This window comes from Mycobacterium sp. MMS18-G62 (genome assembly GCF_053877835.1).
This window is the reverse complement of sequence record NZ_CM132662.1, coordinates 1,467,542-1,487,512: the sequence shown is the minus strand read 5'-3', so window position 1 is coordinate 1,487,512 and position 19,971 is coordinate 1,467,542. Positions and strand designations below refer to the sequence as shown.

Here is a 19,971-nt window from a genome sequence, read left to right as displayed (position 1 = left end):
AACCCCGCCCAAGAAAGGTTCTGCAGTGGCGCTCGTCGTACAGAAATACGGCGGATCCTCGGTGTCTGACGCCGACCGGATCCGGCGCGTCGCCGAGCGCATCGTCGAAACCAAGAAACAGGGAAACGACGTCGTCGTCGTGGTCTCTGCGATGGGCGACACCACCGATGACCTGCTCGACCTCGCCAAGCAGGTCTGCCCTGCGCCGCCACCGCGTGAACTGGACATGCTGCTGACCGCGGGTGAGCGGATTTCCAACGCCCTAGTCGCGATGGCCATCGAGTCCCTGGGTGCGAAGGCGCGGTCGTTCACCGGCTCACAGGCAGGCGTGATCACCACGAGCGTTCACGGCAAGGCCAAGATCATCGACGTCACCCCGAGCCGGTTGCGCGAGGCCCTCGACGACGACGTGATCGTGCTCGTCGCCGGGTTCCAAGGTGTGAGCCAGGACAGCAAGGACGTGACGACGCTTGGCCGCGGCGGCTCCGACACCACCGCGGTCGCACTGGCCGCGGCGCTGAACGCCGACGTGTGCGAGATCTACACCGATGTCGACGGCATCTTCACCGCCGACCCGCGCATCGTGTCCAACGCCAAGCGGATGGACACCGTGACGTTCGAGGAGATGCTCGAGCTCGCCGCGTGCGGCGCGAAGGTGTTGATGCTTCGCTGCGTGGAATATGCCCGCCGCTACAACGTTCCGGTCCACGTCCGGTCGTCGTATTCAGATAAGCCCGGCACGATTGTGACCGGATCGATAGAGGACATCCCCATGGAAGACGCCATCATCACCGGAGTCGCTCACGATCGCAGCGAGGCCAAGGTGACGATCGTCGGCATACCCGACGTTCCCGGCTACGCCGCCAAGGTTTTTCGCGCCGTCGCCGACGTCGACGTGAACATCGACATGGTGCTGCAGAACATCTCCAAGATCGAGGACGGCAAGACCGACATCACGTTCACCTGCTCGCGGGAAAGCGGCCCCGCCGCCGTGGAGAAGCTGACGTCGGCGCAGTCGGAGATCGGCTTCACCAAAGTTCTTTACGACGATCACATCGGCAAGGTGTCGCTGGTCGGTGCCGGCATGCGCAGCCATCCCGGCGTCACCGCGACGTTCTGCGAGGCGCTGGCCGGCGTCGGCGTCAACATCGACCTCATCTCCACCTCGGAGATCCGAATCTCGGTGCTGATCAAAGACACTGAGCTCGACAAGGCGGTCGTTGCACTGCACGAGGCGTTCGCACTCGGCGGCGACGAGGAAGCCGTCGTCTATGCGGGAACGGGACGTTAGATGGTTGCCATCGGTGTAGTCGGCGCGACCGGACAGGTCGGCCAGGTGATGCGCGCGCTCCTCGAAGAGCGCGACTTCCCCGCGACCAGCGTGCGGTTCTTCGCGTCCGCGCGCTCGCAGGGCAAGAAGCTGCCGTTCCGCGGCCAGGAGATCGAGGTCGAGGACGCCGAGACCGCCGATCCGAGCGGCCTTGACATTGCGCTGTTCTCCGCGGGCGCGACGATGTCGCGGGTGCAGGCGCCGCGCTTCGCAGCGGCGGGCGCGGTTGTCATCGACAACTCGTCGGCATGGCGCAAGGACCCCGATGTGCCGTTGGTGGTCAGCGAGGTCAACTATCGCCGCGATGCGGGAAACCGGCCGAAAGGCATTATCGCCAACCCGAACTGCACGACGATGGCCGCGATGCCGGTGCTCAAACCGCTGCACGACGAGGCCGGCCTGGTTCGCATGATCGCCTCGACGTATCAAGCGGTCTCGGGCAGCGGGCTCGCCGGTGTACAGGAGCTGTTCGGGCAGGCGCGCGCCGTCGTCGAGGACAGTGAGCAGCTGGTGCACGACGGCTCGGCCCTGCGATTCCCGGCTCCCGAGAAGTACGTCGCGCCAATTGCATTCAACGTGGTGCCGCTGGCCGGCTCGTATGTCGACGACGGGTCCGGCGAGACGGACGAAGATCAGAAACTGCGCAACGAAAGCCGCAAGATCCTCGGCATCCCTGACCTGTTGGTCAGCGCGACGTGTGTGCGGGTGCCGGTCTACACCGGGCATTCGCTGTCGATCAACGCCGAATTCGAGCGGCCACTGTCGGTCGAGCGAGCCAAGGAGTTGCTCGCCGATGCACCGGGCGTGACGCTTGTCGACGTGCCGACGCCGCTGGCCGCCGCCGGTGTCGACCCCTCGCTCATCGGCCGCATCCGCCAGGATCCCGGCGTGCCCGACGGCCGCGGCCTCGCGTTGTTCGTGTCCGGCGACAACCTCCGAAAAGGCGCGGCGCTGAACACGATTCAGATCGCCGAGTTGCTGGCCGCCGAGCTGTGATCCGGGCGGCGGCCGCGGCGCTGTGTTGCGCCGTCGTGCTGCCCGGGCCCGTCGCATACGCGGACCCGCCGGCGCCAGTCCCCGCACCGGTTCTGCCACCGCTGGCGCCGGGTCAGGCGATGCGCATCGCTCCTGCAGCCGGAACCGGCACGCCCACAAGTGATTACGACATCGGCGCGACCGACCTGTGCGAGTTCATGGAGTTCCCCGACGGCATCCTGCAGGTGTGCGGCGACAGCTTCGCGGGACAAGGTGTGGGATTCGGGCCCTGGCATTCACCGATCGCGTTGCATGTCGACACCGACTCGATCGACGACCCGACCGGCGTGCGCTACAGCCGGGTGACCGGCAACATGAATCCGCTTCTCGCAGAACCGACCCCGGCCGGAATGTCGCAGCTGCCCGCCGGTGTGGTGCAGATCAACCGCGAGAACTACATGATGGTCACGACGGTGAAGGACCTGGTGCCGCAAACGTCGCGGCTCGTGAAACCCAATCCTGGACAAGGTAATTGGCCGACAGTACCCAATTCGCAGCGACCCGCGAGCTACGAGGGCGGCAGGCAGTCTCAGATAAGTGGCTACTACGACCCGATCCCGAAACCGGATTCGCCGAGCGGCTGGGTGTACATAGTCGCCAACAACTTCGACCGCAGCGGGCCGGTGGTGCTGTACCGCGCCAACAAGGAGACGTTCACCGACCGCGCCACCTGGCAGGGCTGGTCTGCTCAGGGTGGGTGGGGCAAGCCGCCGACACCGCTGTGGCCCGATCGCATCGGCGAAATGAGTGTGCGGCAGATCGACGGCCAGACAGTGCTGTCTTATTTCAACGCCAGCACCGGCAACATGGAGGTGCGCGTCGCGGCCGACCCGACCGGCCTTGGTGCCGCGCCGGTTACGACGGTCGTCGTCGCAGGCACATGGCCCGATCCCGCGGAGGATCTGGGGCCGCCGGAGAACAACCGGCTCGCTCAGCCGTACGGCGGCTACATCTCGCCGGGGTCGACGCTCGACGAATTGCGAGTGTTCATCAGCCAATGGAATACGGGTCCGCGGGCTCAAGCGCCCTACCGCGTCATCCAGTTCGCCGTCAACCCGTTCAAGCCCGGCTCGCTGGAGAACTAGGCGCATTCACAGGTGCTTCATAACCAATTCATTCCGCACACATCAGCACCAGTTGCATCATCGGGTTCATGAGCGAAACACCCACGTCTTCTGAACCCGCGACCGGTCCTGTGGTGACCGCGCCGCCGCCCGCCTATGTCGAGCCGCAGCGACGCTCCAGCCGCCTCAACGTGGTGGCCGCATGGGTCGGCATCGTGGCCGGCGTGGTGTTCATCGTCGCCACGATCTTCTTCACCGGCTTCTTCTTGGGTGCGCACTCCGGCGGTCACCGCGGGGGACACCCGGGCGACGGCGAAGTGGCGATCTTCCACAAGGGTGGCTTGCCGCCCATGATGCCGATGGGCCCCGGCATGGGCCCCGGGGGCCAATTCCAGCGTCCCGCACCGCCATTCGGCCCGGGTGGGCCCGGCTTCGAGCCGGCGCCGACACAGTCCCCCGGAGCACCGACGACGACCGCGCCGTCGCGCCCCTAGCACGTCGAGAACGCCCCGGTCGCACCCGCACCGGGGCGTCTTGCCGTCTGAGGTCAGGCTGGCATGATCGACGCCATGAGCATCGAAGTCGTTTTCACCGCAGACTCAACCGCGACCGGAGGCGGTCGCGACGGCCACGTGAAATCCTCTGACGGCAGGATCGACCTGGATACCCGCCCCCCGAAGGAAGCCGGCGGAAGCGGCGAGGGCACCAACCCCGAGCAGCTGTTCTCCGCGGGCTACGCGGCATGCTTCCTCGGCGCGCTGCGGCTGGTCGCCCGCAACAACGACGTCAAGCTCGACGACGCGTCCGGCATCACCGCGCAGGTCGGTTTCGGTAAGGACCCCGAAGGCGGCTTCGGCATCAACGCCCACCTGATCGGCTACCTGCCGGGCCTCGAGCAGAGCGTCGCCGACGACCTGATGAACAAGGCGCACCAGGTATGCCCGTACTCCAAGGCCACCCGCGGCAACATCGACGTCTCGCTGTCGGCGAAGGTGTAGCACCGTGCGGACCGCGGCGGCGATAGCCGTCGTTCTGGCCGTTGGTCTGTCGGCGGCCGCGCCTGCTTCAGCGCGTCCGTCCGACCCCGGCGTGGTGAACTACGCCGTGCTGGGCAAGGGCTCGGTCGGCAACATCGTCGGCGCACCAATGCGATTCGAGTGGACGTTCACCGATCCGTTCCAGTCGTATTACGTCGACGATCCGGTATGCAACAACTGGGCAGACATCGGACTGCCCGAGGTATACGCCGACCCGGACCTGGCGTCGTTCAACGGTGCGGTCGCGCAGTCGTCGAACAACGACGAGGGCCACTACGTCAAGCAGGCGATCGGCGTATTCGCCACCGCCGATGCGGCCGACCGCGCGTTCCACCGGGTCGTTGACCGGACCATCGGGTGCAACGGCCAGACCACGGCGATGCATCTGGACAACTTCACCACCCAGGTGTGGACGTTCACGGGCGGTCCGGCTTCAGCGACCGACACCGACTGGGTCAAACAAGAGGCCGGGACCGACCGCCGCTGCTTCAACACGACGCGCAAACGCGAGAACGTTCTGCTGCAGGCGAAAGTCTGCCAATCGGGCAACGGCGGGCCCGCGGTGAACGTGCTGGCCGGGGCGATGCAGAACACGCTGGGTCAGTAGCCGGCAACGTTTTCGGGTACACGTCATGGACGCGTAACTGAAAAATCGCGAGACTTTGTCGGTCCTCTCTGGAAGATGGAGTGAAGGCCGCGATCGTTCCCTACCCGGAAGGGGCCGGAAGATATGACCTTCGCCTTCACGTCCGAGGTGGACGACGCGCATCCACGGCACCCCGAAGCCACCGAGCTGACCAGCGCATATGACGCTGCGCAGCACATCAGCGGGGCCTGCCTTACCGACGGCCCGGTGGGGCGGGTCGGCCTCGAAGTCGAGGCCCATTGCTTCGATCTCGCCGATCCGAGGCGCCGCCCTGACTGGGCGGAGCTGAAGGACGCCATTGCAGGCGTGCCGCCACTGCCAGGTGGCAGCGCGATCACCGTCGAACCCGGCGGCGCGGTCGAGTTGTCGGGCCCGCCGATGGACGAACCGGTGGCGGCCATCGCCGCGATGACGGCCGACCGCGCGGTGTTGCGATCCGCGTTCGCGCAAGCCGGCCTCGGCTTGGTGCTGCTGGGCGCTGACCCTTTGCGTCCGGCCAAGCGCGTGAACCCGGGCGACCGGTACCTCGCGATGGAGCGATTCTTCATTGCCAGCCGGACCGGCGATGCAGGCGCGGCGATGATGACGTCGACGGCGTCGGTGCAGATCAATCTCGACGCCGGACCGCGCGACGGGTGGGCGGATCGGGTGCGGCTGGCGCATGCGTTGGGCCCGACGATGATCGCGATCGCCGCCAACTCGCCGCTACTCGGCGGACAGTTCACCGGCTGGCAATCGACGCGCCAGCGTGTGTGGAGTCAGCTGGACTCGGCGCGCTGCGGCCCGATCCTTGGTGTCAACGGCGACGACCCGGTTGCTGAGTGGGCGCGTTATGCGCTGAAGGCGCCCGTGATGCTGGTTCACCCGACGCCGGAGATGGATGCGGTTCCGATCACGGACTGGGTGCCGTTCGCGGACTGGGCCGATGGCCGGGTGCTGCTCGGCGGCCGGAGGCCGACGTACGCCGACCTCGACTACCACCTGACCACGCTGTTCCCGCCGGTGCGGCCGCGGCGTTGGCTGGAGATCCGCTACCTCGACAGCCTGCCCGACGCGGTGTGGCCGGCCGCGGTCTTCACCCTCGTCACGCTGCTCGACGACCCGGTGGCCGCCGACATCGCCGCCGAAGCCACCGAGGCGGTGGCCACGGCGTGGGACCGCGCCGCGCAGATCGGCCTTGGTGATCGGCGGTTGCACGAGGCGGCCATCCGCTGTGTGCGCACCGCCGCCGAACGCGCGCCCGCCGAACTCGAGGAATCGATGCGGCAGTTGGTGCGTTCGGTCGAGAAAGGACGCTGCCCGGCCGACGATTTCTCCGACCGGGCGGTCAAGTACGGGATCGACACCGCGATCACCCAACTGGCGCAAGGGGAGTTGTGACGGCACGCGAAAAGCTTGCGCGTGAGCTGACGACGGCCAGGGACCGCACATTGCGGCTCGTCGATTTCGACGACGCCGAACTGTGGCGCCAATATGACCCGTTGATGAGCCCACTGGTGTGGGACCTGGCCCACATCGGTCAGCAGGAAGAGCTGTGGCTGCTGCGCGACGGCAACCCCCGTCGGCCGGGGATGCTGCCGCCCGACGTCGAGCGACTGTACGACGCGTTCGAGAATTCGCGCGCCAGCCGCGGCGACCTGCCCCTTCTGCCGCCCACCGACGCCCGAACGTATTGCGCCACTGTGCGGAACAAGGCGCTGGATCACCTCGACGCTCTGCCTGACGACGCCGAGGACGCCGCCTTTCGCTTCGGGCTGGTGATCAGCCACGAGAACCAGCACGACGAAACCATGTTGCAGGCGCTGAACCTGCGGTCCGGCCCGCCGCTGCTGGACGCCGGGTCGCCGTTGCCGCCCGGCCGCCCGGGCGTGGCGGGCACATCGGTGCTCGTGCCCGCGGGGGAGTTCGTGCTCGGCGTCGACGCCGTCAGCGAGCCGCTTTCGCTCGACAACGAGCGCCCCGCACATGTCGTCGACGTGCCGGCTTTCCGGATCGGCCGCGTCCCGGTCACCAACGGCGAGTGGCGGCAATTCATCGACGACGGCGGATATCAGCAGCAGCGGTGGTGGTCCGAGCGCGGTTGGGCGCATCGGCAGGAGGCCGGGCTCACCGCGCCGCAGTTCTGGAATGCCGGAGATTTGGCGGGCACCCGCGTCCGCTTCGGCCACGTCGAAGACATCCCCGCCGACGAACCCGTGCAGCATGTGACCTTCTTCGAGGCCGAGGCATACGCCAACTGGGCGGGCGCCCGGCTTCCGACCGAGATCGAGTGGGAAAAGGCGTGCGCCTGGGATCCTGAAGCTAACCTGCGCCGCCGATTCCCTTGGGGTACAACCGAACCCACCCAACATCTGGCCAATCTCGGCGGAGACGCGCTGCGGCCCGCGCCCGTCGGCGCCTATCCGGCGGGTGCATCGGCGTACGGCGTCGAGCAGATGATGGGCGACGTGTGGGAGTGGACGACCTCCCCGCTGCGGCCGTGGCCGGGCTTCACCCCGATGATCTACGAGCGCTATTCGCAGCCGTTCTTCGAAGGGTCCGGGGCAGGCGACTACAAGGTGCTGCGCGGCGGGTCGTGGGCGGTCGCGGCGGGCATTCTGCGGCCCAGCTTCCGCAACTGGGACCATCCGATCCGCCGGCAGATCTTTTCGGGCGTGCGCCTGGCCTGGGACGTCTGATGTGCAGGCACCTCGGCTGGCTCGGCGAACCGCGGTCGATCGCGTCGCTGATGCTCGACCCGCCATCGGGGTTGCTTGTGCAGTCGTATGCGCCGCGACGGCAGAAACACGGCCTGATGAACGCCGATGGTTGGGGCGTCGGCTTTTTCGACAACGGGGTCGTGCGGCGGTGGCGCAGCGCGGCGCCGCTGTGGGGCGACGCGTCGTTCGCGTCGATCGCGCCCGCGCTGAGCAGCGGTTGCGTCGTCGCGGCGGTGCGCTCTGCGAGCATCGGCATGCCGATCGAACCGTCCGCGTCCGCGCCGTTCACCGACGGGCAGTGGCTCCTGTCGCACAACGGGCTTGTCGACCGTGCGGTCCTGCCGCCCTCGGCCAAGGCCGAATCCACCGTCGACAGCGCGCTGCTCGCGGCGCTGATCTTCGAGCGCGGGCTCGACACGCTCGGCGACACGATAGTCGAGGTCGCCGCCGCTGATCCGAACGCCCGGCTGAACATCCTGGCGGGCAACGGATCTCGGCTGATCGCCACTACATGGGGCGACACGCTGTCGGTGCTGCGTCGAGACGACGGCGTCGTGCTGGCAAGCGAACCCTACGACGACAACCCCGACTGGCAGGAAATTCCCGACCGGCACCTGGTCGAGGCCGGGGCCTCAGGTGTCGAGTTGACCCCGCTGAAAGGATCGTGATGACGCTGTCCCTGTCGAACTTCCTGGCCGCGGACTCGGCCGCAAAGGCACTGCGCCGTGATGTGCGAGACGGATTGAGTCAGACACCGAAGTCGTTGCCGCCCAAGTGGTTCTACGATTCTGTAGGTAGTGATCTGTTCGATCAGATCACTCGGCTTCCCGAGTACTACCCCACCCGCACCGAAGCGCAGATACTGCGAGCCCGCTCCGCCGAGATCGCCGCGGCCTCGGGCGCAGACACGCTCGTCGAACTCGGCAGCGGCACCTCGGAAAAAACCCGCATGCTGTTGGACGCCCTGCGCAACCGCAGATCTCTGCGCCGCTTCGTCCCTTTCGACGTGGACGCGAGTGTGCTCAACGCAGCCGGCTCCGCGATCCAGCAGGAGTACCCCGGCGTCGAGATCGACGCCGTTTGTGGGGATTTCGAAGAACACCTCGGCAAGATTCCGCGTGCCGGGCGTCGTCTGGTCGCGTTCCTCGGCTCGACGATCGGCAACCTGACGCCGGGCCCCCGCGCCGAATTTCTGTCCGCGCTATCGGACACCCTGGAGCCAGGGGACAGCCTGCTGCTTGGCACCGACCTGGTGAAGGACACCGGCAGGCTTGTCCGTGCCTACGACGACGCCGCAGGCGTGACGGCGCAGTTCAACCGCAACGTGCTGGCCGTCGTCAACCGTGAACTCGACGCCGACTTCGACCTCGCAGCCTTCGAACACGTCGCGCGGTGGAACGATGACGAGGAGCGCATCGAAATGTGGCTGCGCGCAAGGAGCGCACAACGAGTAAACGTCGCCGCGCTCGACCTGACCGTCGACTTCGCTGCGGGCGAGGAGATGCTCACCGAAGTGTCCTGCAAGTTCCGGCCCGAGGGCGTCGAGGCCGAACTCGCGAATGCCGGACTGCGGCGCACACATTGGTGGACAGATCCCGCAGGCGATTTCGGGCTCTCGCTGTCGACGAAATGACCGACGCCCTTGCCGAAAGCTGGCGATCCGCGCGCCCAAAGGTAGCCGGTCTGCATCTCGACAGCGCGGCATGTTCGCGGCAGAGTTTTGCCGTCATCGACGCGACGACGCAGCACGCCAGGCACGAGGCGGAAGTCGGTGGATACGTCGCCGCCGATGCCGCGCAGCCCGCGCTCGATGCCGGCCGAGCCGCGATCGGCGTCTTGACGGGTATGACCGGCGAAGACGTGGTCTTCACCACCGGCTCCAACGACGCGCTCGACCTGTTGCTCAGCAGCTGGCCGGATGAGCGCACGCTCGCCTGCCTGCCCGGTGAGTACGGACCGAACCTGGCGACCATGGCCACCAACGGATTTGACGTCCGAGCGCTGCCCACCGACAACGATGGTCGCCTCGCCGTCGACGACGCGGCGCGGCAATTGGCCGCCGATCCTCCTGCCCTGGTGCATCTCACGCCGCTGGCCAGCCACCGCGGGCTGGCGCAACCGCTGGCGGCGCTCGCCGAGGTGTGCCGCGATCTGGGTCTGCCGTTGGTTGTCGACGCCGCCCAGGCGCTTGGACATCTCGACTGCGCGGTCGGCGCCGCGGCGATTTACAGCTCGTCACGCAAGTGGATGGCCGGCCCGCGCGGTGTCGGCATGTTGGCGATCCGCCCGGAGCTTGCGCAACGGCTGAAACCCCGGCTGCCGCCGCCGGAATGGGACCTGCCGTTGACCGTGATGCAGCGGTTGGAACTCGGCGAAGCCAATGTTGCTGCGCGCGTGGGTTATTCGGTCGCACTCGGAGAGCACTTGGCAGCGGGACCTGAACAGATCCGCGACCGGCTGGCGCAGCTGGGCCGGATGACAAGGAGCGCGCTCGCCGACGTAAAGGGCTGGCGCGTAGTCGAACCGCTCGACGAGCCGACCGCGATCACGACCCTGGAGCCCGTGGACGGTGCGGACCCGCAGAAGGTGCGGGCGTGGCTGATCGCAGAACGCGGGATCGTCACCACCTATGCGGAGCTTCAGCGTGCACCGTTCGAGATGACGATGCCGGTACTGCGGGCGTCGCCGCACGTCGACAGCACCGCCGAGGATCTCGAGCAGTTCACCGAAGCCCTGTCCGCCGCGACCGGGCAGCTAATCTAACCCGCTTTGTGTGCCGTCAGTAGGTACGCCGGCATCTTCATCCGGTCCTTCTCGTCACGCTCATGCGGCGGCATTTCGAATGGCGCGTCCGGTATCTGAATGACGTTGGCGTGAATGAACGCCGGCCGGATCTCGTCGATCTCCCAGTACTTCGACACCACGTCGCGCAGCTCGTCCTCGTCGACCTCGTTCGGCTTGACTTCCAGCTCGGCAGGGAAGGCGCCCTTGGCGAACACCAAGATGTAGAAGCTCGCGCCCGGTGCGGCTGCTCGGTGCACCGAGCGCAGGTAGCCGTCGCGTCCCTCGACCGGCAACGAGTGGAACAGTGTGCTGTCGACGATGGTGTTGAAGCGGCCGTCGAACCCGGTGAATGTGGTGATGTCGTCCTGCACGAAAGTGGCGGTGGTCAGTCCGCGTTCCTGCGCGGTCTTGGTGGCCGCGGCGATGGCCGTGGGCGTCAGGTCGATGCCGACCACGGTGTAGCCGTCGGCGGCCAATGCCAGCGACAGTTCGGCGTATCCGCACCCGGCGTCGAGCACGTCACTTCGGAATTTCCCGGCCCGATGCAGCGCGGCCAGCTCGGGCTGGGGCTCGCCGATGTTCCACGGTGGCGGTCCTTCGAAGACCTGCTCCCGATACGCGTCGTCCCAATCCATTACGTCAGATGGCATGGCACCCAATCTAGTCCGGGCCGTCCCAGGTGTGGACGGGCTCGTTGCTGTGCATGCGTTCGCAATACAACCGCAGCATGTCGGCCAGCGCCTCCGGCCTGGTCATCCCGCGTGCCTGCAGCGCCTGCACGGCGGACACCTGCCAGGCGGCGCCGTTGCGCCCGGTTTTCGCGCGGCCCTCGATCACGCCGAGGTAGCGGTCGCGCACCTCGCTCGCCACGCCCCAGAGGCGTAGACCTTCGTCAGCCATCGGCAGCAGCTGGCGTAGCACCAACTCGTCGGGTGTCACCCCGCCAAATCCTGGCCAGTACAACCGCGCATCCATCCCGTGCCGGGCTGCCTCGGTGAAATTCTGTTGTGCCGCAGGGAAACTCATCTTCGTCCATAATGGCCGATCTTCTTCTGACAGAGTCCGCAGCATGCCGTAGTAGAACGCCGAGTTGGCCAGCATGTCGACGACGGTCGGTCCGGCGGGCAACACACGGTTCTCCACACGTAGGTGTGGGCGGCCGTTCACCACGTCGTACACCGGGCGGTTCCACCGGTAGATGGTGCCGTTGTGCAGCCGTAGTTCGGCGAGCCGAGGGGTGCGGCCCTGCGCCAGCTCCGCGACGGGATCTTCATCGGACAACTCGGGAAGCAGCGACGGGAAGTAGCGGACGTTCTCCTCGAACAGATCGAAGATCGACGTGATCCAGCGTTCGCCGAACCACACCCGCGGTCGCACCCCTTGCGTCTTCAGCTCATCGGGCCGGGTGTCGGTGGCCTGGGCGAACAGCTCGATGCGGGTTTCGGACCACAGTTGGTGACCGAAGAAATACGGCGAGTTGGCGCCAAGTGCCAGCTGCGGTCCCGCCAGCACCTGCGCCGCGTTCCAGTTGCGGGCGAAATCGGCGGGGGAAACCTGTAGGTGCAGTTGCATGCTCGTGCACGCCGATTCCGGCGCGATCGACGCCGCCTGCAGGCTCAGCCGCTCGGGCCCGGAGATGTCGATCAGGATGTCCTCGCCGCGCGTGACGAAGATGGCGTCGTTGAGCGCCTGATACCGCGTCGACTCGCTCATCCAGTGACCCGAAAGGTGTTCGGGCATCAGCGTCGGCAGGATGCCGATCATCACGATGTGCGCCCCGTCCTCGCTGGCCTTGGCCTCGGCGGCGTTAAGGCTGGCGCGCACATCGGCCTCCAGCTCAAGTGCGGCCCGGCCGGGTAATGGCCTTGGGGGAACGTTGAATTCGATGTTGTAGGCGCCCAACTCCGTTTGATAGGCGGGGTCGGCGATCGAGGCGAGCACCTCCTGATTGCTCATCGCGGGCTGGTACTCGGCGTCGACGAGATTGCATTCGATCTCCATGCCGGTCAGCGGCCGCTCGAACTCGAAACTGGATTGGGCGAGCATGGTTTCGAAGACGTCGAGGCAGAGCTGCACTTTGCGCCGGTATTCGCGGCGGTGTTCGCGGGAGAACTCGGTCCGCTTCACTTCTTCGCCCACAACGCCGATGGTTCAGCGTTGGTGTCCGTCGCGCAAGGAAATCGCCGCAATGCCGACCATACTGGCGGCATGAGGCCGACATCGAGCGATGTTGACCAGGGTGGACTCGAACAGGTATCGACTGTCGACCGCGTCGCGTCGCTCACGGGTGTGCGCACCGTCGCGGCGCTGCTCGTGATGGGCACTCACGCGGCGTACGGCACCGGCAAGATCACACACGGCTATGTCGGGCTGCTGTACGAACGCATGGACATCGGCGTCGCGGTGTTCTTCGTGTTGTCGGGGTTCCTGCTGTTCGGCCCGTGGGTGCGAGCCGCCGCCACAGGCGGTCCAACCCCGTCGGTGCGGCGCTACGCGCGCAATCGAATCCGGCGGCTGATGCCCGCCTACATCGTCACGGTGCTGGCGGCCTACGCCATCTACGAATTCCGCGACCCGGGGCCGAATCCCGGTCACACCTGGTCGGGGCTGTTGCGGCACTTGACGCTGACCCAGATCTACAGCGGCGATTACTTGAGTACGTATCTGCATCAGGGCTTGACGCAGATGTGGAGCCTCGCGGTCGAGATCGCGTTTTACGCGGCGCTGCCGCCGATGGCCTATCTGTTGCTGACTGTTCTGTGCCGGCGACGCTGGCGACCGGGACTGCTGCTGGCCGGCTTGGCGGCGCTGGGCGCCGTAAGCCCGCTCTGGCTGGTCGCCATACACACGACCGATTGGCTGCCCAAAGGTTCGGGTTTCTGGCTGCCACATTATCTGGTGTGGTTTGTCGGCGGGATGATGCTGGCAGTGCTGCAGGCGATCGAATTCCGTTGCTACGCAGCGGCGGTCATACCGATTGCCGTGGCGGCTTATCTCGTTGCGGCCACGCCGATCGCCGGCGATACGACGTCACCGTCGCCGGATCTGGGGCAGGACGTGGCGAGGGTGATGTTCTATGCGGCGATCGCGACGCTGGTAGTCGCCCCGCCCGCGCTGGGGGACCGCGGCTGGTATGTCCGCCTGCTCTCCAGCACGCCGATGGTGTGGCTCGGCGAGATCTCCTACGAGATCTTTCTCGTGCACGTCATCGTGATGGAGATCGTGATGGCCTCGGTGCTGCGCTGGCCGGTGTACACCGGCTCGGTGTTGGGTCTTTTCGCGCTGACGCTGGCGCTGACTATTCCTGTGGCCTGGGTTTTGCACCGGCTGACGAGACCACGACTTGCGGGCTCATCAGCCCGCCGCGCAGCTCCACATTGATCGCCGGATCGGCGTGCGCGGCCAGCGCTCGCAGCGCCGACGGGCTGTACGTCCGTAGCGAGCTGATCACGCCGTCGTGCACGAACGGCACCACCGGAGCGAGCGGCAACATGGTCGCCAGCCGCAGGATGTGCAGCGGCGACGGCGGGCGTGGTAGGTCGATGATCAGCAGCTTGGCCGCGGCGCGCGTGCCTTCGGCGAACACCTTCGACGCCAGCGGCGGCGGCAGGTGGTGAAACGAAAACGCGAACACGGCCAGATCGAAGTAGCCGTCGGCGGCATCGATCGCCGTCGCATCCATTTGGCGCACTGTCGCCCGCGGGTGCTCCCCGAGATCGCTCGCTCGCATGGCCGCCACGGACGCGGCTTCGACGTCGGTGACCGTGAGTTCGGCTGTGGGATGCCATTCGAGCAATTTGCGCGACAGTCCGCCGTGACCCGCGCCGAGCTCGAGGATCTTGGGATCGGGCACGTCAGCCACCTCGTCGAGGGCGATGCGCGCGAATCTCTCGGTGTTGCCGAACACTTGGCCCGTCCACTCCAGTGCGCGGATCACGCTGCGCTTGACACCCTCGTCGACGTCGTCGCGGTCGAGGTACTCGGGCCGGTCGGTCTCCAGCAGCCGATCGATGCACGACGCGTCGGGGCCGCCGCGGGGCATGCGGTCAATGTCGACTGTTGAGGAAGTCATGTAGACCATGATGGTCGATTGGGAGCCGCCAGGAGGGAGCGCGAAGTTGGCCGAGTTCGTCGCAGCGATCGACCAGGGCACCACCAGCACTCGGTGCATGATCTTCGACCACGACGGCGCCGAAGTCGGCCGTCATCAGCTCGAACACGAGCAGATCCTGCCCAAAGCGGGTTGGGTGGAGCACAACCCGGTCGAGATCTGGGAGCGCACGGCGTCGGTCGTCATGTCCGCGCTCAACAAGACCAAACTGTCGGCGACCGACCTGGCCGCGATGGGCATCACCAACCAGCGGGAGACCGCGCTGGTGTGGAACCGCAAGACCTGCAGGCCGTACTACAACGCGATCGTCTGGCAGGACACCCGCACGGATCGCATCGCCTCGGCGCTGGACCGCGACGGCCGCGGTGACGTCATCCGCCGCAAAGCCGGTCTGCCGCCTGCCACATATTTTTCGGCGGGCAAGGTGCAGTGGATTCTGGAGAACGTCGACGGTGTGCGCAGTGACGCCGAAAAGGGCGACGCGATCTTCGGTACACCGGACAGCTGGGTGCTGTGGAATCTGACCGGTGGACCCCGCGGTGGTGTGCACGCCATCGACGTCACCAACGCCAGCCGCACGATGCTGATGAATCTGGAGACGCTGGACTGGGACGACGAGTTGTTGTCGTTCTTCGACATTCCGCGTCAGATGCTGCCGCAGATCAAGCCGTCGTCGTACCCGGAGTCGTTTGGCATCACGCGTGACGACGGTCCGGTCAGCGGGCAGGTGCCGTTGACGGGAATCCTCGGCGACCAGCAGGCCGCGATGGTCGGGCAGGTGTGCCTGGACGCCGGTGAGGCCAAAAATACTTACGGCACAGGGAATTTCCTGCTGCTGAACACAGGCGAGAAGATGGTGCGGTCCGAGAACGGGCTGCTGACCACGGTGTGCTACCAATTCGGCGACGCCAAACCCGTTTACGCACTGGAGGGTTCGATCGCCGTCACGGGTTCGGCCGTGCAGTGGCTGCGCGACCAGCTGGGCATCATCCGCGACGCCGCCCACAGCGAGGCGCTGGCGCGCGAGGTCGACGACAACGGCGGGGTCTACTTCGTGCCTGCGTTCTCGGGGTTGTTCGCGCCGTACTGGCGATCGGATGCCCGCGGCGCCATCGTCGGGCTGTCCCGCTACAACACCAACGCTCATATCGCGCGCGCGACGCTGGAGTCGATCTGCTACCAGAGCCGCGACGTTGTCGACGCGATGGAGGCCGATTCCGGTGTGCACATGGACGTGCTCAAGGTCGACGGCGGCATCACCGCCAACGATCTGTGCATGCAGATCCAGGCCGACGTGCTCGGTGTCGACGTCGTGAAACCCGTTGTCGCAGAGACGACTGCACTGGGTGCGGCCTACGCCGCGGGCCTTGCCGTCGGGTTTTGGGAAAACCCCGACGACCTTCGCGCCAACTGGCAAGAGGGCCAGCGCTGGACGCCTCAGTGGTCTGATGAGCAGCGCGCCGAAGGTTATGCGGGTTGGCAGAAGGCGGTGCAGCGGACGCTGGACTGGGTCGACGTCGAGTGACTTGTGCACGTTTTGTATCGCTGAGCGCAACAAACGGTGCACAAATCGCGACTAGGCCGCGGCGTCGAGCTGCTTCTTGGTCTCGTCGTCGAGTTCGATGTCCGCGACGGCCGTGTTCTCCTCGAGGTGCTGCACCGACGAGGTGCCCGGAATCAGCAAGACGTTCGGTGCAATCGACAACGTCCACGCGAGCGCGATCTGCGCCGGCGTGCGACCGAGTTTGGAAGCTTCGCGCTGCACAGCAGGATGGCCGAGCACGGGGTTGTCGGCGGTGAAGCCAGACCCGAGCGGGAAGAACGGGACGAATGAGATGCCGCGTTCATTGCAAGCGTCGAGTACGGGCTGCGACGTGCGGTCGACGAGGTTGTACGCGTTCTGGACGGTGACGATCTCGGTGCGGTCCAGCGCGATCTGTAGATGTTCGATGCTGATGCTGCTCAACCCGATGCCAGCGATGAGACCTTCGTCGCGGGCCTTGATCATCGCGGTGAGCTGGCGGTCGAACAGTTCGCGGTCCACCGGGCCGACCGAACTCGGATCACCGGCGTGGATGCGCAGATTGACCGCGGCGAGGCGGTCGACGTCCAGCGTGCGCAGGTTCTCTTCGATGTCGGCGCGCAACGCGTCGGGCTCCTGCGCTGGCTGCCACGCCCCGGCGTCGTCGCGGCGTGCTCCCACCTTGCTGACCAGAGCGAGGTCTTTCGGGTAGGGGTGCAGGGCTTCTCGGATCAGTTCGTTGGAGACGTTCGGCCCGTAGAACTGCGCGGTGTCGATGTGGTTGATACCCAACTCAATTGCACGCCCCAGCACGGCGATCGCCTGGTCGTGATCGCGCGGCGGCCCGAACACCCCCGGTCCGGGGAGCTGCATGGCGCCGAAGCCGACGCGGCCGACGTGGAATGGGCCCAGCGGGAAGGTTTGCATATACATTCCGTACACCTGTCCCGCTGGGCTTATTCCGTGTTAGTCGGATTCCCCGAGGATGCCGTAGATCTCTCGCCGGGCGGTGTTGATGATGTCGACGATCCGCTGCTGCTGCTCCTCATCGGTGGCATACGCGGATTGAGCGACGGCGCCCATCAGCTGCCCTACGGCGCTGCGAAGGTTGACGTGTCCGGGCTCATCTTTGAAGCCCTCGGTGATCTCCTCCCACGGAGGGGTTTCGATCTTGTCGGCGGCGGCACGACCTTCGTCGGTCAGCTCGAAGAGCTTCTTGCTGCCTTCGCTTTCGCGCGCGACCAGCAGGCCCTCGTCGACGAGCAGCTGAAGCGTCGGGTAGACCGAGCCGGGGCTGGGCCGCCAGAGGTTCTGGCTGCGCTCGCCGATTTCCTGAATCATCTCGTAGCCGTGCATAGGCCGCTCGGCCAGCAGCTTGAGGATCGCGGCACGCACGTCTCCGCGCTTGCCGCGTCCACGTCCGCCGCGACCTCGGCCGCGGTGACCGGGGCCAAAGCCGAAGCCGCCGCGGGGGTCGAAACCGAACTCGAAGCCGCCTCGGCCAGGGCCGAAACCGCGACCGGGACCGAATCCGGGGCCGAAGGGCCCGTCGTGTCCGGCGTCCTGCTCGCGCAGGTGGTCGCGGAGATGATCGCGGAACTCGCGGCGGGCCTGCCGCCGCTGCTGATGGAAGGCGCGGCGGTCGCCGGGTCCGAAGCCGAAGCCGAATCCGCCGGGTGGTGGTGTGAATGGGTTAGTCATGTGTTGGTTCCTTACGTTTGTGACGGAAAGGCCGAATGCGCTTCCGATACGTCAACGATATATCGGAACCTATCGCGATGCAACGATTATTTCTTGGCGTTCTCGTCGACCGTCGCGACCACCCAGCGCGCCCACTCCGCTTCCATTGCATTCAGCCGCAGCCCGTACTCCAGCGCGGCGCGACCGTAGAACAGGCCGTCGTCGGCATCCCAGTCGATGGAGTCGCGGAGGTCTTCGAGCCGTCTGACCTCGGCATCTGCGTGCTCGGCCGTCGCCACCATGTGCTTGCGCGCGTCCTCTGGGGGGATCTCGCCGAGCATGAATACCCGCAATAGCGGGACGCTTCGGAACGGCGGATCGTCCTGGGGGTTGGCCACCCAGCGGCGGAGCTCGGTACGGCCCGCTTCGGTGATGCGGTATTCCTTGCGGCCCCGGGGACCGAGGTCGGACACCTCGATCAGGCCGGCGGCGGCGAGCTTGTTGAGCTCGCCGTAAAGCTGGCTCTGGGTCGCCGGCCAGACGTTGGCCATCGACTTCTCGAAGTGTTTGAGCAGGTCATATCCGCTGCCGGGTTCTTGGGCCAGCAGTCCCAATGCCGCGATTCGCAAACTCACAGCAACATCCTACATTCCACTCTTGACATGTCACTAGTGGAATGTCATTGTTGGATCAACCCGAATGGAGATCCCGATGACCAAAACCACGTCCGACACCTCAGCCCTCTTCGGCACCGGCCAGTTCTTCCAGCGGGGCAACTACGCACCCGTCACCGACGAACTGACCGAGTTCGACCTTCCCGTGGAGGGCGCTATTCCGTCTGAACTCGACGGCTGGTACCTGCGGAACGGTCCCAACCCCCGCCAGGCCACCGCGCACTGGTTCACCGGCGACGGCATGATCCACGGAGTCCGGCTGCAAGGCGGACGCGCCGCCTGGTACCGCAACCGCTGGGTGCGCACCGACAGCTTCAAAGAGGACTTCCCGCTTTACAACGCCGACGGCACCCGCAACCTGCGGGCCGGCACCGCTAATACCCACCTCGTCAATCACGCAGGCAAGACCCTGGCGCTGGTCGAATCGTCGCTGCCTTACGAGATCACCAACGACCTGGAGACCATCGGCGCCTATGACTTCGGCGGCAAGCTGGTCGACTCGATGACCGCGCACCCCAAGATCTGCCCGACCACCGGCGAGATGCACTTCTTCGGTTACGGCAACATCTTCGAGCCGCATGTCACCTACCACCGGGCCGACGCCAACGGCGAGTTGACGATCAACCGCCCCCTCGACGTCAAAGCGCTCACGATGATGCACGACTTCGCGCTGACCGCCGAGCACGTCGTTTTCATGGACCTGCCGGTCGTGTTCAACCTCGACGTCGCGTTGAAGGGCGACGGCGACATGCCCTATCGCTGGGACGACAACTACGGCGCGCGCTTGGGTGTGATGCGTCGCGACGATCCATTCGGGCCGGTCCGCTGGTTCGAGATCGACCCGTGCTACGTGTTCCACGTCGCCAACGCATACGAAACAACCGGAGTCAGCGGTACCCGCATCACCTTGGACGCTGTGCGGTATCCCGAACTATGGCGTGACAGTGGTGGATTCGACACCAATGGCACGCTGTGGAGCTGGACGATCGACCTTGAGACGGGCGGCGTCACCGAACGTCAGATCGATGACCGACCGGTGGAATTTCCCCGCATCGACGACCGGCGCGCCACCCTGCCCGCCCGTTACGCCGTCTCTGTCGGGACCAACAAGCTGGTGCGCTACGACTTGAGCACTGGAACCGCGGCCGAGCACAGGTTCGGCACGGCAGAGGCACCCGGTGTCCCGGGTGAGGCGGTCTTCGCGCCGGGTTCGGGTGCAGCCGACGAGAGTAGCGGCTGGTATGTGGGGTATGTCTACGACCCCGCGCGCGACGGCAGCGATCTGGTGATCCTTGACGCGGCCGATTTCACCGGACCGCCAGTTGCCAGAATCAAACTGCCGCAGCGTGTCCCGTTCGGATTCCACGGAAACTGGATCGCCAGTTGAGT

The 19,971-nt window shown here is 66.2% G+C and carries 20 protein-coding genes; 14 read left to right on the top strand and 6 right to left on the bottom strand.

Annotated features, from left to right (window positions below):
* Positions 1-25: 25 nt before the first annotated feature.
* The 11 genes from ACWW36_RS07410 to egtE all read left to right on the top strand — a co-directional run bounded on the left by ACWW36_RS07410 (position 26) and on the right by egtE (position 10,574).
* Positions 26-1,291, top strand: a complete 1,266-nt coding sequence (locus ACWW36_RS07410; protein WP_456140922.1) for an aspartate kinase — start codon at positions 26-28, stop codon at positions 1,289-1,291.
* Complete coding sequence (locus ACWW36_RS07405) at positions 1,292-2,326, top strand: aspartate-semialdehyde dehydrogenase (protein WP_456140921.1); 1,035 nt, start codon at positions 1,292-1,294, stop codon at positions 2,324-2,326.
* Positions 2,323-3,450, top strand: coding sequence for a DUF4185 domain-containing protein (locus tag ACWW36_RS07400; protein ID WP_456140920.1), 1,128 nt, complete (start codon positions 2,323-2,325; stop codon positions 3,448-3,450). Before ACWW36_RS07405 ends, ACWW36_RS07400 begins: the two co-directional genes overlap by 4 nt.
* 68 nt (positions 3,451-3,518) lie before the next feature.
* Positions 3,519-3,923 carry a hypothetical protein gene (locus tag ACWW36_RS07395; RefSeq protein WP_456140919.1) on the top strand — a complete coding sequence of 135 codons (405 nt, stop codon included), beginning with the start codon at positions 3,519-3,521 and terminating at the stop codon, positions 3,921-3,923.
* A gap of 75 nt (positions 3,924-3,998) precedes the next feature.
* The gene (locus ACWW36_RS07390) at positions 3,999-4,427 is read left to right on the top strand and encodes an organic hydroperoxide resistance protein (RefSeq protein ID WP_456140918.1); all 429 of its coding nucleotides are present in this window, start codon (positions 3,999-4,001) and stop codon (positions 4,425-4,427) included.
* Between the two features lie 4 nt (positions 4,428-4,431).
* On the top strand, positions 4,432-5,073 hold the full coding sequence (locus ACWW36_RS07385) for a sensor domain-containing protein (RefSeq protein ID WP_456140917.1): 642 nt from the start codon (positions 4,432-4,434) through the stop codon (positions 5,071-5,073).
* A 123-nt stretch (positions 5,074-5,196) separates the two neighbouring features.
* Positions 5,197-6,492, top strand: a complete 1,296-nt coding sequence (gene egtA, locus ACWW36_RS07380; protein ID WP_456140916.1) for an ergothioneine biosynthesis glutamate--cysteine ligase EgtA — start codon at positions 5,197-5,199, stop codon at positions 6,490-6,492.
* Positions 6,489-7,790, top strand: coding sequence for an ergothioneine biosynthesis protein EgtB (egtB, locus tag ACWW36_RS07375; RefSeq protein ID WP_456140915.1), 1,302 nt, complete (start codon positions 6,489-6,491; stop codon positions 7,788-7,790). Before egtA ends, egtB begins: the two co-directional genes overlap by 4 nt.
* A complete protein-coding gene (gene egtC / locus ACWW36_RS07370; RefSeq protein WP_456140914.1) occupies positions 7,790-8,479 on the top strand; it encodes an ergothioneine biosynthesis protein EgtC in 690 nt (229 codons plus the stop codon). The genes egtB and egtC overlap by 1 nt, the downstream gene beginning before the upstream one ends.
* The gene (egtD, locus tag ACWW36_RS07365) at positions 8,479-9,444 is read left to right on the top strand and encodes an L-histidine N(alpha)-methyltransferase (protein ID WP_456140913.1); all 966 of its coding nucleotides are present in this window, start codon (positions 8,479-8,481) and stop codon (positions 9,442-9,444) included. Before egtC ends, egtD begins: the two co-directional genes overlap by 1 nt.
* On the top strand, positions 9,441-10,574 hold the full coding sequence (gene egtE, locus ACWW36_RS07360; RefSeq protein ID WP_456140912.1) for an ergothioneine biosynthesis PLP-dependent enzyme EgtE: 1,134 nt from the start codon (positions 9,441-9,443) through the stop codon (positions 10,572-10,574). The genes egtD and egtE overlap by 4 nt, the downstream gene beginning before the upstream one ends.
* On the opposite strand, the gene ACWW36_RS07355 is transcribed toward egtE, so the two are convergent.
* Both ACWW36_RS07355 and ACWW36_RS07350 read right to left on the bottom strand, forming a co-directional pair.
* On the bottom strand, positions 10,571-11,245 hold the full coding sequence (locus tag ACWW36_RS07355) for a class I SAM-dependent methyltransferase (RefSeq protein ID WP_456140911.1): 675 nt from the start codon (positions 11,243-11,245) through the stop codon (positions 10,571-10,573). The genes egtE and ACWW36_RS07355 overlap by 4 nt on opposite strands.
* Before the next feature lie 10 nt (positions 11,246-11,255).
* Positions 11,256-12,734, bottom strand: a complete 1,479-nt coding sequence (locus tag ACWW36_RS07350) for a glutamate--cysteine ligase (RefSeq protein WP_456140910.1) — start codon at positions 12,732-12,734, stop codon at positions 11,256-11,258.
* A gap of 69 nt (positions 12,735-12,803) precedes the next feature.
* Between ACWW36_RS07350 and ACWW36_RS07345 the strand changes: the two genes are divergently transcribed.
* Positions 12,804-13,976: an acyltransferase family protein gene (locus tag ACWW36_RS07345; protein ID WP_456140909.1), complete on the top strand. Its 1,173-nt coding sequence runs from the start codon at positions 12,804-12,806 to the stop codon at positions 13,974-13,976.
* Here the strand turns inward: ACWW36_RS07345 and ACWW36_RS07340 are convergent.
* Complete coding sequence (locus ACWW36_RS07340) at positions 13,894-14,676, bottom strand: class I SAM-dependent methyltransferase (protein WP_456140908.1); 783 nt, start codon at positions 14,674-14,676, stop codon at positions 13,894-13,896. The genes ACWW36_RS07345 and ACWW36_RS07340 overlap by 83 nt on opposite strands.
* Before the next feature lies 1 nt (position 14,677).
* Between ACWW36_RS07340 and glpK the strand changes: the two genes are divergently transcribed.
* Positions 14,678-16,231 (top strand): glycerol kinase GlpK, encoded by a 1,554-nt coding sequence (gene glpK, locus ACWW36_RS07335; RefSeq protein ID WP_456142401.1) that lies wholly within the window; start codon positions 14,678-14,680, stop codon positions 16,229-16,231.
* Between the two features lie 51 nt (positions 16,232-16,282).
* Here the strand turns inward: glpK and ACWW36_RS07330 are convergent, their stop codons facing one another.
* The 3 genes from ACWW36_RS07330 to ACWW36_RS07320 all read right to left on the bottom strand — a co-directional run bounded on the left by ACWW36_RS07330 (position 16,283) and on the right by ACWW36_RS07320 (position 18,543).
* Positions 16,283-17,155: an oxidoreductase gene (locus ACWW36_RS07330; protein ID WP_456142400.1), complete on the bottom strand. Its 873-nt coding sequence runs from the start codon at positions 17,153-17,155 to the stop codon at positions 16,283-16,285.
* Positions 17,156-17,194: 39 nt separating this feature from the next.
* A complete protein-coding gene (locus ACWW36_RS07325; protein ID WP_456140907.1) occupies positions 17,195-17,929 on the bottom strand; it encodes a PadR family transcriptional regulator in 735 nt (244 codons plus the stop codon).
* An 86-nt stretch (positions 17,930-18,015) separates the two neighbouring features.
* Positions 18,016-18,543: a PadR family transcriptional regulator gene (locus tag ACWW36_RS07320; protein WP_456140906.1), complete on the bottom strand. Its 528-nt coding sequence runs from the start codon at positions 18,541-18,543 to the stop codon at positions 18,016-18,018.
* Positions 18,544-18,619: 76 nt separating this feature from the next.
* Here ACWW36_RS07320 and ACWW36_RS07315 point away from each other — a divergent pair, with 76 nt between their 5' ends.
* Positions 18,620-19,969 (top strand): carotenoid oxygenase family protein, encoded by a 1,350-nt coding sequence (locus tag ACWW36_RS07315; RefSeq protein ID WP_456140905.1) that lies wholly within the window; start codon positions 18,620-18,622, stop codon positions 19,967-19,969.
* Positions 19,970-19,971: the final 2 nt, after the last annotated feature.

Bases quoted from the DNA above. Each gene is read 5' to 3' on its own strand.
- ACWW36_RS07405 (WP_456140921.1), top strand. From the start codon at position 1,292: ATGGTTGCCATCGGTGTAGTCGGCGCGACCGGACAGGTCGGCCAGGTG.
- ACWW36_RS07315 (WP_456140905.1), top strand. From the start codon at position 18,620: ATGACCAAAACCACGTCCGACACCTCAGCCCTCTTCGGCACCGGCCAG.
- glpK (WP_456142401.1), top strand. From the start codon at position 14,678: ATGGTCGATTGGGAGCCGCCAGGAGGGAGCGCGAAGTTGGCCGAGTTC.
- ACWW36_RS07330 (WP_456142400.1), bottom strand. From the start codon at position 17,155: ATGCAAACCTTCCCGCTGGGCCCATTCCACGTCGGCCGCGTCGGCTTC.
- egtD (WP_456140913.1), top strand. From the start codon at position 8,479: ATGACGCTGTCCCTGTCGAACTTCCTGGCCGCGGACTCGGCCGCAAAG.
- ACWW36_RS07340 (WP_456140908.1), bottom strand. From the start codon at position 14,676: ATGGTCTACATGACTTCCTCAACAGTCGACATTGACCGCATGCCCCGC.
- ACWW36_RS07345 (WP_456140909.1), top strand. From the start codon at position 12,804: ATGAGGCCGACATCGAGCGATGTTGACCAGGGTGGACTCGAACAGGTA.
- egtC (WP_456140914.1), top strand. From the start codon at position 7,790: ATGTGCAGGCACCTCGGCTGGCTCGGCGAACCGCGGTCGATCGCGTCG.
- ACWW36_RS07355 (WP_456140911.1), bottom strand. From the start codon at position 11,245: ATGCCATCTGACGTAATGGATTGGGACGACGCGTATCGGGAGCAGGTC.
- ACWW36_RS07325 (WP_456140907.1), bottom strand. From the start codon at position 17,929: ATGACTAACCCATTCACACCACCACCCGGCGGATTCGGCTTCGGCTTC.
- ACWW36_RS07390 (WP_456140918.1), top strand. From the start codon at position 3,999: ATGAGCATCGAAGTCGTTTTCACCGCAGACTCAACCGCGACCGGAGGC.
- egtE (WP_456140912.1), top strand. From the start codon at position 9,441: ATGACCGACGCCCTTGCCGAAAGCTGGCGATCCGCGCGCCCAAAGGTA.
- egtA (WP_456140916.1), top strand. From the start codon at position 5,197: ATGACCTTCGCCTTCACGTCCGAGGTGGACGACGCGCATCCACGGCAC.
- ACWW36_RS07395 (WP_456140919.1), top strand. From the start codon at position 3,519: ATGAGCGAAACACCCACGTCTTCTGAACCCGCGACCGGTCCTGTGGTG.